Source organism: Streptomyces sp. NPDC002125 (assembly GCF_053593715.1).
On the sequence record NZ_JBSFDD010000003.1, the window covers coordinates 263233 to 277213 of the forward strand.

At 67.6% G+C, this 13981-nt stretch carries 14 protein-coding genes; 6 read left to right on the forward strand and 8 right to left on the reverse strand.

The window, feature by feature from the left end; genetic code table 11:
• Positions 1 to 2 precede the first annotated feature (2 nt).
• From murJ to trxA, 6 genes are all read left to right on the forward strand, one after another.
• Positions 3 to 2162, forward strand: a complete 2160-nt coding sequence (gene murJ, locus ACWCQM_RS07115; RefSeq protein ID WP_450914298.1) for a murein biosynthesis integral membrane protein MurJ — start codon at positions 3 to 5, stop codon at positions 2160 to 2162.
• A 129-nt stretch (positions 2163 to 2291) separates the two neighbouring features.
• Positions 2292 to 3998, forward strand: a complete 1707-nt coding sequence (locus ACWCQM_RS07120) for a serine/threonine protein kinase (RefSeq protein ID WP_450914299.1) — start codon at positions 2292 to 2294, stop codon at positions 3996 to 3998.
• A gap of 25 nt (positions 3999 to 4023) precedes the next feature.
• The gene (gene sigM, locus ACWCQM_RS07125; RefSeq protein ID WP_267074711.1) at positions 4024 to 4728 is read left to right on the forward strand and encodes an RNA polymerase sigma factor SigM; all 705 of its coding nucleotides are present in this window, start codon (positions 4024 to 4026) and stop codon (positions 4726 to 4728) included.
• Entirely contained in the window at positions 4725 to 5651 is a 927-nt protein-coding gene (locus ACWCQM_RS07130; protein WP_450914300.1) for a hypothetical protein, read from the forward strand. Before sigM ends, ACWCQM_RS07130 begins: the two co-directional genes overlap by 4 nt.
• A 126-nt stretch (positions 5652 to 5777) precedes the next feature.
• Positions 5778 to 6749: a thioredoxin-disulfide reductase gene (trxB, locus tag ACWCQM_RS07135; protein ID WP_073750691.1), complete on the forward strand. Its 972-nt coding sequence runs from the start codon at positions 5778 to 5780 to the stop codon at positions 6747 to 6749.
• Positions 6750 to 6795: 46 nt separating this feature from the next.
• Positions 6796 to 7128, forward strand: coding sequence for a thioredoxin (trxA, locus tag ACWCQM_RS07140; RefSeq protein ID WP_145808006.1), 333 nt, complete (start codon positions 6796 to 6798; stop codon positions 7126 to 7128).
• Between the two features lie 75 nt (positions 7129 to 7203).
• Here the strand turns inward: trxA and ACWCQM_RS07145 are convergent, their stop codons facing one another.
• The 8 genes from ACWCQM_RS07145 to rnpA all read right to left on the reverse strand — a co-directional run bounded on the left by ACWCQM_RS07145 (position 7204) and on the right by rnpA (position 13970).
• Entirely contained in the window at positions 7204 to 7821 is a 618-nt protein-coding gene (locus ACWCQM_RS07145; protein WP_450914301.1) for a GNAT family N-acetyltransferase, read from the reverse strand.
• A 305-nt stretch (positions 7822 to 8126) separates the two neighbouring features.
• Positions 8127 to 9224: a ParB/RepB/Spo0J family partition protein gene (locus ACWCQM_RS07150; protein ID WP_450914302.1), complete on the reverse strand. Its 1098-nt coding sequence runs from the start codon at positions 9222 to 9224 to the stop codon at positions 8127 to 8129.
• On the reverse strand, positions 9221 to 10315 hold the full coding sequence (locus ACWCQM_RS07155) for a ParA family protein (protein WP_323179245.1): 1095 nt from the start codon (positions 10313 to 10315) through the stop codon (positions 9221 to 9223). Before ACWCQM_RS07155 ends, ACWCQM_RS07150 begins: the two co-directional genes overlap by 4 nt.
• A 304-nt stretch (positions 10316 to 10619) precedes the next feature.
• A complete protein-coding gene (gene rsmG, locus ACWCQM_RS07160) occupies positions 10620 to 11339 on the reverse strand; it encodes a 16S rRNA (guanine(527)-N(7))-methyltransferase RsmG (protein ID WP_073750685.1) in 720 nt (239 codons plus the stop codon).
• Positions 11340 to 11449: 110 nt separating this feature from the next.
• Positions 11450 to 11959 (reverse strand): Jag family protein, encoded by a 510-nt coding sequence (locus ACWCQM_RS07165; RefSeq protein WP_073750684.1) that lies wholly within the window; start codon positions 11957 to 11959, stop codon positions 11450 to 11452.
• Positions 11960 to 11973: 14 nt separating this feature from the next.
• Entirely contained in the window at positions 11974 to 13239 is a 1266-nt protein-coding gene (gene yidC, locus ACWCQM_RS07170) for a membrane protein insertase YidC (RefSeq protein ID WP_450914303.1), read from the reverse strand.
• 3 nt (positions 13240 to 13242) lie between these two features.
• A complete protein-coding gene (gene yidD / locus ACWCQM_RS07175; protein WP_450914304.1) occupies positions 13243 to 13602 on the reverse strand; it encodes a membrane protein insertion efficiency factor YidD in 360 nt (119 codons plus the stop codon).
• A complete protein-coding gene (gene rnpA / locus ACWCQM_RS07180; RefSeq protein ID WP_450914305.1) occupies positions 13599 to 13970 on the reverse strand; it encodes a ribonuclease P protein component in 372 nt (123 codons plus the stop codon). The genes yidD and rnpA overlap by 4 nt, the downstream gene beginning before the upstream one ends.
• Between the last annotated feature and the right edge of the window lie 11 nt (positions 13971 to 13981).

The following is a 13981-nucleotide window of genomic DNA, read 5'->3' on the forward strand; positions in this document are numbered from 1 at the left end:
CGATGAACGCGCCGTACGACGGTGACCGCGGCCAAGGCGCGGGCGGAGCTGGGTCTTCCAGCGGTCCGCCGGTGCCACCTGGCGGTGGCGAGCACGGGGAGACACCCGACCCGTACCTCCAGCACGCGTACGACCACGATCCGTACCGTGCCCAGGACCTCGCCGCCCAGGACCCGGTCGCCGAAGCTCTCTACGACCGCGCCTCGCACCCCCCGCCGCCTCCGGGCACCTATCAGGAGCCGCAGGCGCTCTACCAGCAGCCTCCCGCTGCCCAGTACGCCCCTGACCCCCGGATCTGGGCCCAGACGCCTCCACCGGAGCCCGGGGGCCCTTCCCGGCACCTTCCCTACGGGGACAACGCCGCCACCACCCAGTACGTGGGAGTCGACGACCTGGTCACCCAGGCGTCCGACGACCGTGACGACCAGGACGCCTTCGCTCACCTCTTCCGCGACCAGGAAGGTTCCGGCAGGCCGCCCGGTCCCCCTGCCGAGCCGGAAGCGGCTCCGGCGCCCGTGCCGCCCAAGTCCGGTGGCCGTGGCGCCGGAATACTGAAGTCCAGCGCACTGATGGCGGCCGGCACCTTGGTGTCCCGGCTCACCGGCTTCGTCCGCAGTCTCGTGATCACCGCCGCGCTGGGCGCGGCACTGCTCGGCGACAGCTTCACCATCGCGTACACCCTCCCCACGATGATCTACATCCTCACCGTGGGCGGCGGGCTGAACTCGGTCTTCGTCCCCCAGCTCGTCCGGTCCATGAAGGACGACGAGGACGGTGGCGAGGCGTATGCCAACCGTCTGCTGACCCTCGTCATGGTCGCCCTCGGCGTGATCGTCGCGATCGCCGTGTTCGCGGCACCGTGGCTCATCCACATGATGTCGCCGACCATCGCGAACGATGCCGCGTCGAACAGCGTCGCTGTCGCCTTCGCCCGCTACTGCCTGCCGACCATCTTCTTCATGGGCGTCCATGTCGTCATGGGCCAGATCCTCAACGCCCGCGGACGATTCGGCGCGATGATGTGGACCCCGGTCCTCAACAACATCGTCATGATCTTCACGTTCGGACTGTTCATCTGGGTCTACGGCACCTCGGCCGAGTCCCGGATGGGTGTGGAGACGATCCCGCCTGAGGGTGTCCGGCTGCTCGGCATCGGCACACTGCTCGGCCTGATCGTCCAGGCGCTCGCGATGGTCCCGTATCTCCGTGAAGCGGGATTCCGCTTCCGCCCCCGCTTCGACTGGAAGGGCCACGGGCTCGGAAAGACGATCAGGCTGGCGAAGTGGACGGTCCTCTTCGTTCTCGCCAATCAGGCCGGCGTCATCGTCGTCACGCAGCTGGCGACCTCGGCCGGAAAGCTCTCGGGCAAGGACGGGACCGGTTTCCTCGCCTACTCCAACGCCCAGCTGATCTGGGGCATGCCGCAGGCCATCATCACCGTCTCGGTCATGGCGGCCTTGCTGCCCCGCATCTCCCGCGCCGCCCACGACAACGACCCCGGTGCGGTGCGCGACGACATCTCGCAGGGGCTGCGCAACTCCGCCGTGGCGATCGTGCCGGTCGCCTTCACGTTCCTGGCGCTCGGACTGCCGATGTGCACGCTGCTCTACGCCTCCAGCGGCACCGAGGCGGCACGCTCCATGGGCTTCATCCTGATGGCGTTCGGACTGGGCCTCATCCCGTACTCCGTGCAGTACGTCGTCCTGCGCGGCTTCTACGCGTACGAGGACACCCGCACGCCCTTCTACAACACGGTCATCGTCGCAGCGGTCAACGCGGCGGCCTCCGCCCTCTGCTACGTGATTCTTCCGGCCCAGTGGGCAGTCGTGGGTATGGCGGCCTCGTACGGACTGGCCTACGCGGTCGGCGTCGGCATCGCATGGCGCAGGCTGAGCAACCGGCTCGGCGGCGACCTCGACGGCGCCCGCGTGGTGCGCACCTACGCACGCCTCTGCATGGCGGCGATCCCCGCGGCACTCGTCGGCGGTGGCATCGGATTCGCGCTTCTCCGTGTGCTCGGAGAGGGAGCGGGCGGCTCGGTCGTGGCCCTGGTCTGCGGCAGTGTCGTACTCCTGGGTGTCTTCTTCGTCGCGGCGAAGAAGATGCGGATCGAGGAGCTCAACGGCATGGTCGGCATGGTCCGGGGACGACTCGGACGCTGAACAGGCTCCGAGCAGCACAACCATCGCCGGACACCGCGTGTCGTGCATAGCGCCGGAGTGTGGGCACAATTGGCGTGACTGTGCAGAGCTGGCTGGCATCGCGCAACGGATGGGGAGGCAGGAACGACGGTGGCGGAACGTAGCACGGCTGCTGTCGACGTGGCCGACAACAGCGGCGACGAGCCGCTGACCGCCAAGGCGGACGCGGCCACGACCGACGGGACGGCGCAAACCCAGGACGACAAGGGCGCGAGCTCCAAGGACACGGCGGAGAGCGGGCGGGACGGCTCGGCCGCCGTTCCGGCCTCCCCCGATCTGCACAGTGGGCACAAACTGGCCAGACGCTACCGCCTCGAGGAGTGCGTCACCCGGCTGGACGGATTCAGCAGCTGGCGGGCCGTCGACGAGAAGCTGCGCCGCGCTGTGGGGGTCCATCTGCTCCCCGCCGACCATCCGCGCGCCCGCTCGGTGCTGGCCGCGGCCCGCTCCTCCGCGCTGCTCGGTGATCCACGCTTCGTCCAGGTCCTGGACGCCGTGGAGGAGGACGACCTCGTCTACGTCGTCCATGAATGGCTCCCCGACGCCACCGAGCTCACGGCGCTGCTCGCCGCCGGGCCCCTGGAAGCTCATGATGCCTACCAGCTCGTGAGCCAGATCTCCCAGGCCATGGCCGCGGCGCACAGGGAAGGGCTCGCCCACCTGTGCCTCACACCCGGCGCCGTACTGCGCAGCTCGACCGGGCAGTACCGCATCCGCGGCCTGGCGGTGAACGCCGCTCTGCGTGGCATCACCGCCGACCAGCCGCTCCGTACGGACACCGAGGCCATCGGCGCGCTCCTCTACGCCGCCCTGACGCGGCGCTGGCCCTACGAGAGCGACGCTTACGGCCTCTCCGGGCTCCCCAAGGACCTGGGCCTGATCCCGCCCGACCAGGTACGGGCCGGCGTCCACCGCGGCCTGTCCGAACTGGCCATGCGCGCACTCGCCAACGACGGCGCCACCGCTTCGCGGCAGGAACAGCCGTGCACCACCCCTGACGAACTGGCGAAGGCGGTCGCGGCCATGCCGCGCATCCTCCCCCCGGAACCCGCCTTTACCGCCCCGCCCGAGTACCAGCGCACGACGTACCAGCAGGGCACCTACGGGCGCCCGTCGGCGCGGCCCCCGTCCACCACACAGCCGGTGATCGCGGTTCCTCCGCCTCCTCTGCAGAGCCGCACCGGCAAGGCACTCAAGTGGGCGGTCTCCGCACTGCTCATCGCCGCTCTGGGCCTCGGCAGCTGGCAGCTGGCGGAAACCGTCCTCGACAGGGGGAACGACTCGGGAGAGCCGACCCCCACACAGACCACCGGCGACGACGGCGGTGACGACAACAACGCCGTCGCTCCCAGCAAGCCCCTCACCATCGTGGGGGCCCAGGACTACGACCCGCTGGGCGCGGACGGATCCGAGAAGCCGGCCTCGATAAAGAACGTCTACGACGGGGACACAAGCTCCTACTGGAACACCGACGGCTACTTCAGTGCCGACTTCGGCAGGCTCAAGGAGGGCGTCGGCGTCGTTCTCGACCTCGGCGAAGTCCAGGAGGTCGGCAAGGTCGACGTGTCCTTCCTCGGCGGCAACACCTCCGTCGAGCTGCGGACCACCGAGGACTCGTCCGTCCCGCAGATGCCCGACGGCTTCACCAAGGTCGCGCAGGGATCCGGAACAAAAGTCTCCCTCAAGCCCGACAAGCAGGTGAAGGCGCGATACCTTCTGGTCTGGCTCACCAAGTTGCCGTCGAGTGACGACGGGAACTACAGGGGCAGGATCTCGGATATCAAGGTCACCAGCTGACGGCACCAGGGGAGGGGGCTCACCGTTGGACGACGCCAGATTCGCCGACATCAGCGACCAGGATCTTCTGGCCCAGCACGTCGCAGGCGAACCGGACGCGTTCGGTGAGCTCGTTCGGCGGCACCGTGACCGCCTCTGGGCCGTGGCGATCCGCACGCTCGGGGACCGCGAGGAGGCCGCCGACGCGGTGCAGGATGCCCTCGTCTCCGCGTTCCGTGCGGCGCACACCTTCCGGGGCCAGTCCGCCGTCACCACCTGGCTGCACAGGATCACCGTCAACGCCTGTCTCGACCGTGCCCGCAAAGCAGCCTCACGCAAGACCGCGCCGGTGGACGACGCCGAGCGGCTCGATCAGCTCCTGGAGCCACACGAGTCGGCCGAGGCCCCGGCCGAACGTCAGGACCTGCACCGCGAACTCCTCGCGGCCCTCGCTACTCTGCCCGCCGAGCAGCGTGCCGCCCTCATCCTGGTGGACATGCAGGCGTATCCCGTCGCCGAGGCGGCCCGCATTCTCGACGTCCCCACAGGGACGGTGAAAAGCCGCTGCGCGCGAGGCCGGGCCAGACTCCTTCCTCTGCTGACTCATCTGCGCAGCAACAGAGGGGACAGCGGGGACGGCACCATGGAAAGGAACCGCACACGGGGGACATCCGTCCCACCGGCGTCAGGACCAAGAGATGCAGGCGACGGCAATCCTGCGGCTGTGAAGGGTGGAGGTGGGCTCGCATGACATCCACAGCCGACACGGCTCAGCACCCGGAAGTCGAGGAGATCTCCGACCTCACCGAAGGCATCCTCCCGCCGTCCCGCGAGACGGCGCTCCGCCGCCACCTCGACGCCTGTGAGCAGTGCGCCGAGATCCACACCTCGCTCGAAGAGATCCGCTCACTGCTCGGGTCCATGACCGCCCATGAGCCCATGCCTGACGACGTCGCCGAACGCATTGACGCCGCCCTGGCGGCGGAAGCGGCCGTTGCGCCGGACACGGCCCCTCCCGATGTGCCGACCTCGGTGGTTCATGTTTCACGTGAAACACAGGAGCTCGCGGCAGAGGCAACCGTCGCGCCGAGGCCTGCGGGGCGCCCTCGGGGCTCCACCGGCCCGGGCAGGAACCCGGCCAGGCGCCGTCGCCGCACAGTGATCCTGGGAACCGCGTTCGGTGCGGCTGCCGTCGGCATGAGCGTCCTTCTGTTGCAGACGGTCCAGGACTCGACCGGCACGTCGGCCGATCAGGGTTTCAGCGCGGCCGAGAAGAGCGTGGCAGATTTCTCGGAACGCACGCTCGAAGGCCAGGTCCATTCGCTCCTGAGCGGAACCACGGCATCCGAGTCCCCCGGTGCCCCGGACGAGCCCTCCGCGGACACCAAGTCGTCCCCCCGGGGCATGTCCCCCGACGCCGCGTCCACCCGCACTCCTCTGCTTACCCCCGTCGTGGTTGTTCCGCCGTGTGTCCAGCAGGGCACTGGCCGGGAAGCACCGGCGCTGGCCGTCGAAGAGGGCAGGTACCAGGACACGGACGCCTTCCTCGTCGTACTGCCACACGCGACCGACTCCAGCCGTGTACAGGCCTACGTGGTCGACGCCGCGTGCGTGGACTCCGCCCCCGCGGCAAAGGGCCGACTGCTGCTCACGGAGTCCTACACACGCCCCTGAGGACCGCGCCACCAGCCGGTCCGGGACTTCGGGAATGCATGCCCCGTAGGATCCGTTGGGTGGGGTGAGAGTCGTGGAACCGACCCCAGATGGCAGTAGGCAGTCTGCAGAGACGAGGAAGAACCCGTGAGCGACGTCCGTAATGTGATCATCATCGGCTCCGGGCCGGCTGGTTACACCGCCGCCCTGTACACCGCTCGCGCGTCGCTGAAGCCGCTGGTGTTCGAGGGTGCCGTCACCGCCGGCGGTGCGCTGATGAACACCACCGACGTGGAGAACTTCCCGGGGTTCCAGGACGGGATCATGGGCCCTGAGCTCATGGACAACATGCGCGCCCAGGCCGAGCGCTTCGGCGCCGAGCTCATCCCCGACGACGTGGTCTCCGTCGACCTCTCCGGCGACGTCAAGACGGTCACGGACACCGCGGGCACGGTTCACCGCGCCAAGGCCGTCATCGTCACCACGGGCTCCCAGCACCGCAAGCTCGGCCTGCCGAACGAGGACGCGCTCTCCGGACGCGGCGTCTCCTGGTGCGCCACCTGCGACGGCTTCTTCTTCAAGGACCAGGACATCGCCGTGGTCGGCGGCGGCGACACCGCGATGGAGGAGGCGACCTTCCTCTCCCGGTTCGCCAAGTCCGTCACCATCGTCCACCGCCGCGACTCCCTGCGTGCCTCCAAGGCCATGCAGGAGCGCGCCTTCGCCGACCCGAAGATCAAGTTCGCCTGGGACAGCGAGGTCGCCACGGTCCACGGGGACCAGAAGCTCTCCAGCCTCACCCTCCGCAACACCAAGACCGGCGAGACCTCCGAGCTTCCGGTGACCGGCCTGTTCATCGCTGTCGGCCACGACCCCCGCACGGAGCTCTTCAAGGGCCAGCTCGACCTCGACGACGAGGGCTACCTCAAGGTCGCGGCTCCCTCGACGCGCACCAACCTGAAGGGTGTCTTCGGCGCCGGCGACGTGGTCGACCACACCTACCGTCAGGCGATCACCGCGGCCGGTACCGGCTGCTCGGCGGCCCTCGACGCCGAGCGCTTCCTGGCTGCGCTCTCCGACGAGCAGCTTGCCGAGCCGGAGAAGACCCCGGCAGTCTGACTGCCACCCCCTAGACCCCACACCCCGCGAAGTTAAGGAGGCCGCCGTGGCCGGCGCCCTGAAGAACGTGACCGACGACTCCTTCGATGAGGACGTCCTGAAGAACGACAAGCCCGTCCTGGTGGACTTCTGGGCCGCTTGGTGCGGCCCGTGCCGCCAGATCGCGCCTTCGCTGGAGGCCATCGCGGCTGAGCACGGCGACCAGATCGAAATCGTCAAGCTCAACATCGACGAGAACCCGGCCACCGCAGCCAAGTACGGCGTGATGTCGATCCCGACGCTCAACGTGTACCAGGGCGGCGAGGTCGCCAAGACGATCGTCGGAGCCAAGCCGAAGGCCGCGATCCTTCGCGACCTCGAGAGCTTCCTCGGCGAGTAACAGCGGATCGCTGTTTCACGTGAAACGGGCCCACCCTTCGGGGTGGGCCCGTTCTGTATGTTCTCGTGAGACAGCTCAGAGAGGTCGCAGCACCGGCTCCTTCTGTACGACGCCGAGCAACCGGTCCAGTGCCAGCTCGACGTCCTCCTTCCAGGAGAGCGTCGTACGCAGCTCGAGTCGAAGCCGCGGATGCACGGGGTGCGGGCGCACCGTCTTGAAGCCGACCGCGAGCAGGTGATCCGCCGGCAGTACACAGGCCGGTTCCTTCCACCGCGCATCGCCGAAAGCCTCGATCGCCTTGAAGCCCCGCCGCAGCAGGTCCTTGGCAACCGTCTGCACCATTACACGCCCTAGCCCTTGCCCCTGAAAACCTGGCGTGATCAACGCCGTCATCAGCTGCACGGCATCGGGGGAGACAGGACTGGTGGGGAACGCCGTGGCCCGCGGAACGTAGGCGGGCGGCGCATAGAGAACGAAGCCCGCCGGGACCTCGTCCACATAGACGATCCGTCCGCAGGAACCCCACTCCAGCAGCACGGCCGAGATCCAGGCTTCCTTCTCGAGCTCGGGCCTGCCCGCCTTTACCGCAGCTTCCCCGCTGACCGGATCAAGCTCCCAGAAGACACACGTGCGGCAGCGCCTGGGGAGATCCGGAAGGTTGTCCAGTGTGAGCGGTACGAGCCGACGCCCCATGAAGGCGGTTCCTCACTTCCTTCGCCCGCCGCATCACGTGCGGCTGCGAGCGCACTCCGTTCTCGGAACAGACTGCCGACGAACCCTCCGACAGCTCCAAGCCCCAAACCGACTGACACCAGGTGGCTGCGATTCACTGATCGCACGGCCGCCGCCTCCTCTGAGGTGGATCACGGTGATGGATACGCCATACCAGAACGCATCGTATCCACCCAGAGGTGATGCGGATACCGAGAGAGAGCAAAGGGCGGGCCTAGTTCCGGAGAACTCCCAGAACCAGGCCCGCCCTTTGCTCTGCCGCAGACTCAGGCGTCTTCGCCCTCGGCCTGCTCCTCTTCGATGCTCCGCTCCAGCACGCGTCCCTCGCCCGGGGCAAGGCTGCCGAGAATGCGGTCCAGATCCTCCATCGAGGCGAACTCGACGACGATCTTGCCCTTCTTCTGGCCCAGGTCGACCTTCACCCGCGTCTCGAAGCGGTCCGAGAGGCGCGAGGCAAGGTCGGTCAGAGCGGGCGACACCCGCCCTCCCGCCCTGGGGCCTCGGGGCTTCGCGGAGCTCGCGGGTTCGGAGCCGAGAAGATTCACGATCTCCTCGACCGCACGCACCGACAGGCCCTCGGCCACGATGCGGTGAGCCAGCCGGTCCTGTTCCTCGGAATCATCCACCGACAGCAGCGCCCGTGCATGACCGGCCGAGAGAACACCCGCTGCCACCCGACGCTGCACCGGCGCGGAGAGCCTGAGCAGCCGGAGCGTGTTCGACACCTGGGGACGGGACCGCCCGATCCGGTCCGCCAGCTGATCATGCGTGCACTTGAAGTCCTTCAGCAGCTGGTCGTACGCAGCCGCCTCCTCCAGGGGGTTCAGCTGCGCCCGGTGCAGGTTCTCCAGGAGAGCGTCCAGAAGAAGCTTCTCGTCGTCCGTCGCACGGACGATCGCGGGGATGCGCTCCAGACCGGCCTCGCCACAGGCCCTCCAGCGACGCTCACCCATGATGAGCTCGTAGCGGTCCTCGGCGACCTTGCGGACGACGACGGGCTGGAGGAGACCGACCTCCTTGATGGAGGTAACCAGCTCGGCCAGAGCGTCCTCGTCGAAGACCTCACGGGGCTGCCTGGGGTTGGGCGTGATCGATGCAAGAGGAAGCTCGGCGAAATACGCTCCGGCGGAGTCGGCCTGCTCCGTGACGGACTCCCGCTCACCGACGGGAGAGCTCGGCTCCGGCACCACCGGTCCTGAGGGGAGCCCTGCCAGCTTCGCGGCGGCCACTCCTCGCTCGGCGGTCAGCACGGGCGAGGTGCTGGTGTTCGCACCGGCTCCGGGACTGGGGACCTGCTTCTCCTGAGGAGCTGCGGGGATCAGTGCACCGAGTCCACGCCCCAGCCCTCTACGACGCTCACTCACTGCATGCCCTCCGAGTTGCTCTGCTGACTGTTCTGAACGCCCGTATGGGCAGGCTCGCCCGCAGGGGCGTGCTGGGCTTCGTAATGCACTCCTACGCCCCTCAGAGCGATCTCACGGGCCGCTTCCAGGTAGGAGAGGGACCCGCTGGAGCCCGGATCGTACGTCAGGACCGTCTGCCCGTAACTCGGCGCCTCCGAAATACGTACGGATCGCGGAATGCTGGTCCGCAGCACCTCCTTACCGAAGTGGGTGCGCACCTCCTCGGCGACCTGCGAAGCAAGCCTGGTCCTGCCGTCATACATGGTGAGCAGGATCGTCGATACGTGAAGGTCCGGGTTCAGGTGCCCTCGGACCAGGTCGACGTTGCGCAGCAACTGCCCGAGGCCCTCCAAGGCGTAGTACTCGCACTGGATCGGGATGAGCACTTCGGCTCCGGCAACGAGAGCGTTGACCGTGAGCAGGCCGAGCGACGGCGGGCAGTCGATGAGGATGTAGTCCAGCGGCTGTTCATACGCCTGGATCGCCCGCTGGAGCCGGCTCTCTCGCGCCACCAGCGACACCAGCTCGATCTCCGCACCGGCGAGATCGATGGTGGCCGGTGCACAGAAGAGACCTTCGACATCAGGGACGGGCTGAACCACCTCGGAGAGAGGCATGCTCTCCACGAGAACGTCGTAGATGGACGGGACCTCTGCGTGATGGTCGATCCCCAGTGCCGTGGAGGCGTTTCCCTGCGGGTCGAGGTCCACGACCAGAACACGCGCGCCGTGCAGTGCGAGCGAAGCGGCAAGGTTGACCGTCGAGGTCGTCTTGCCCACACCGCCCTTCTGGTTGGCGACAACCATGACGCGTGTCCGGTCTGGTCGCGGCAGTCCCTCGCCGGCGCGGCCAAGGGCCTCGACCGCCAGCTGAGCCGCACGACCAATGGGTGTGTCGTCCATCGGCGGCGGTGTTTCACGTGAAACACCGTCCCCCAGGGACTCGGTACGGGGACCGGGGACCGGATCGGTCATCGGTCCCGCGATGTTGGCGTCGGACCGCAAGGATTCACTCTCCTCGACTTCAGGCTCGCAATGAACAGAGCCTGCCATGCTTTCGGGGTCGTGAACCAGCGAGGCCGACTGTTCTGTGGATGAATCCGGTTCTGTGGACAACTTCGTAGCCCGTACGGGCTTGCGGTCGCGCGGCGCGGCAGCCGCACGACCGCGGCCGATGATTCCCTGCAGCAGAGAGCGACGTTTCACGTGAAACACGATGCCTCTGCGGCACAGCGGCACGCTCCCGACACTCCGCAGGCAGCGCATATCGCTGCTTGCATGGAGCATCAGCGCAAAAGGGCCGCAACTTGCGAGAAAGGGATGAAAGCCATCCCCTTATTCAAGGGCCGCCGGACACTCAACGGCGCCGACGCGTCCGGCCGACCCTGGCGGCCTTGGCCCTCTTTGCGGCGAACCTCACACCGCCCGGGCTCTCCCCGACTACCACGCGCACGACGGTCGAAGCAGGGTCGACCAACCCCTCACCCACATGAAGCACCTCTGTCTCCACCACGCCGAGTTTGCTCAGAGCGGCACGCGCCCCCTGGATCTCCTCCTCGGCGGTTCCTCCCTTGAGCGCCAGCATCTCCCCGTACGGGCGGAGCAGGGGCACACCCCATCCCGCGAGCCGGTCGAGCGGCGCCACGGCCCTGGCCGTCACCACATGCACGGGCTGCAGCGTCCCGAGCACCTCTTCGGCCCGGCCGCGGACGACCGTCACATGGTCCAGGCCCAGGAGCTCGACGACCTCCTGGAGAAAGTTCGTACGGCGCAGCAGCGGCTCGAGCAGCGTGATCTTGAGGTCGGGGCGCACCAGCGCCAGCGGGATACCGGGAAGCCCGGCCCCCGAACCCACATCGCACACCGTGACGCCTTCGGGAACCACCTCGGAGAGGACCGCGCAGTTCAGCAGATGGCGCTCCCAGAGCCGCGGCACCTCGCGTGGACCGATCAGTCCCCGCTTGACCCCCGCGTCCGCCAGCAGCTCCGCGTACCTGACAGCCTCTGGAAAGAACTCACCGAATACCGCCTGCGCCTCCTTGGGCGCCTGGGGGAGCTCGGCTGCTGCCTCCGTCACGGGGAACCGTCCTTCCGTACCGCACTAGCGCACTGTGGGTGGCTGACTATCAGGCTGACAAAGATCGGCCCCGCCTGCGAACAGACGGGGCCGACAGTACAAGGATCCGGTCAGGCCGGCAGAACGACGACGAAGCGCTGCGGCTCCTCGCCCTCGGACTCGCTGCGCAGCCCTGCTGCCGCGACCGCGTCGTGCACGACCTTGCGCTCGAACGGCGTCATCGGCTCCAGCTTCACCGGCTCGCCCGAGCTCTTGACCTCGTCCGCGGCCTTGGCACCCAGCGCGGCGAGAACCTCACGCTTCTTGGCCCGGAAGCCCGCGATGTCCAGCATCAAGCGGCTGCGGTCACCGGTCTCACGGTGCACGGCCAGGCGCGTCAGCTCCTGGAGAGCCTCCAGCACCTCTCCGTCGCGGCCCACAAGCTTCTGCAGGTCACGCGCCGATTCGCTGATGATCGAGACCGCGGCCCGGTCCGCCTCCACATCCATGTCGATGTCGCCGTCGAGGTCGGCGATGTCGAGCAGGCCTTCGAGGTAGTCGGCCGCGATCTCCCCCTCCTGCTCGAGGCGAGTCAGGGTGTCGCTGCCCTCAGCGGCCGTGGTGGTGGTGCCTTCCGTCACGGATGGACTCCTTCTTACTTCTTGGACGGGTGCTTGGGCCGCTGCGGACCCTTGCGCTGTCCGGACTTGGCTTGGCGTGAGGAGCCGGACGCGGCGGGCTTGTCCGCCGTCTTCGGCTTGTCCTGCGATGCGTCCTGCTTCTCCAGCGAGGTCTTGGACTCCGAGCCGGTGGACTCGGAATCCTTCGCCGCGCCGGGATGCGTGGCAGCAGTCTGACGCTTCGCCTTGGTCTGACGCTTGGGCTGGTGGCGCTTGGGTGCGGCGCCGCCCTCGGCCTCGAGGACGGCTGCGTCGCTCTTCGCCACCGTCCCGTCCTCCTGGGCCGCGAGACCCAGCTTGCTCAGACCGGTGATGAACTTGCGCTCGATGTCGTTGCGGTCGGTCCCCTTGGCGACGATCCGCTTCACGGTGTTGCGCCGGGTCCTGCCCCGCACCTGACCGTGAGAGGTCACGCTCTTCAGCAGCCGGCCGAGGTACTGGTCCTGCGCCTTGCTGCCCGGGGTCGGGTTCTGGTTGATCACGTACATCTGCTGGCCCATGGTCCAGACGTTGGTGGTCAGCCAGTACACGAGGACACCGACGGGGAAGTTGATACCCATGACGGCGAAGATCACGGGGAAGATGTACATCAGCATCTTCTGCTGCTGCATGTAGGGCGTCTTCACCGTCAGGTCGACGTTCTTCGTCATCAGCTGGCGCTGCGTGAAGAACTGCGAGGCCGACATCATCACGATCATGATCGCCGTGACGACGCGGACATCGGTCAGCGAGGCGCCGAGCGCCGCGACCTTCTCCTCGCTGTCCATGAACTTCGCGGCCAGCGGGGCGCCGAAGATGTGCGCCTGGCGCGCGCTGTCGAGCAGCGGCTGGTCGATCACGCCGATGGTCTTGCCCGAGGCGATGGACGACAGCACGTGATACAGGGCGAAGAAGAACGGGGACTGCGCCAGAATCGGAAGGCACGAGGAGAGCGGGTTGGTACCCGTCTCCTTGTACAGCTTCATCATCTCTTCGGACTGACGCTGCTTGTCGTTCTTGTAGCGCTCCTGGATCGCCTTCATCTTCGGCTGGAGCACCTGCATGTTCCGGGTCGACTTGATCTGCTTCACGAAGAGCGGGATCAGGCAGATCCGGATCAGGACCACCAGGGACACGATGGACAGGCCCCAGGCCCAGCCCGTGTCATCGCCGAAGAGGGCTCCGTACACCTTGTGGAACTGGACAATGACCCACGAGACAGGTGTGGTGATAAAGCTGAACAGACTGGCAATCGTGTCCACTAATCAGGCTCCTTGAGCATTGGGCGAGGTCTCTTTGGCCGGGCTCAGGGGTTCGGAGACCGACCCCCCGGAAGGCACATCGGCGGCGGAGTCCCCGCCCTTGCCACCACGCGCATAGCTGCGCAGCAGTTCGTGCCAACGCGGACGTTTGCGTGGCGGTACGTGATCCACGCCGCCGGGTGACCACGGATTGCATCGCAGGATGCGCCATGCGGTCAGCGCAGTTCCCTTGATCGCACCGTGCCGGTCGATCGCCGTATATCCATAGTGGGAACACGACGGGTAGTAACGGCAGACAGGCCCTAGGAGCGGGCTGATCGTCCACTGATACAGCTTGATAAGAGCCAGCAGCGGGTACTTCATCGCGCGCCCCCTCCCAGTAGCCGCTGAAGTGCGGCATCCAGGTCTCGGGCCAGCTGTGCATGGTCGGCGTCGCCCGATCCGGGCAGCGCTCGTACGACAACAAGGCTACCGGGGGGCAGCTGAGCCAGCCGTTCGCGCATCAGATGGCGAAGCCTGCGCTTCACCGCGGTCCGGACGACCGCGCCACCCACTGCTTTGCTGACAACGAAACCCGCACGCGGCGGGGGAGCACTCTCCCCTGTCACGTGCGGGTCCGTAACACCGCTGCGTAGATGTACGACGAGTAGCGGGCGTCCGGCCCGACGTCCCCGGCGTACAGCGGCTGCGAAGTCCTCGCGCCGCCTCAGCCGATTCTCGGTAGGCAGCACGTCATGACCTG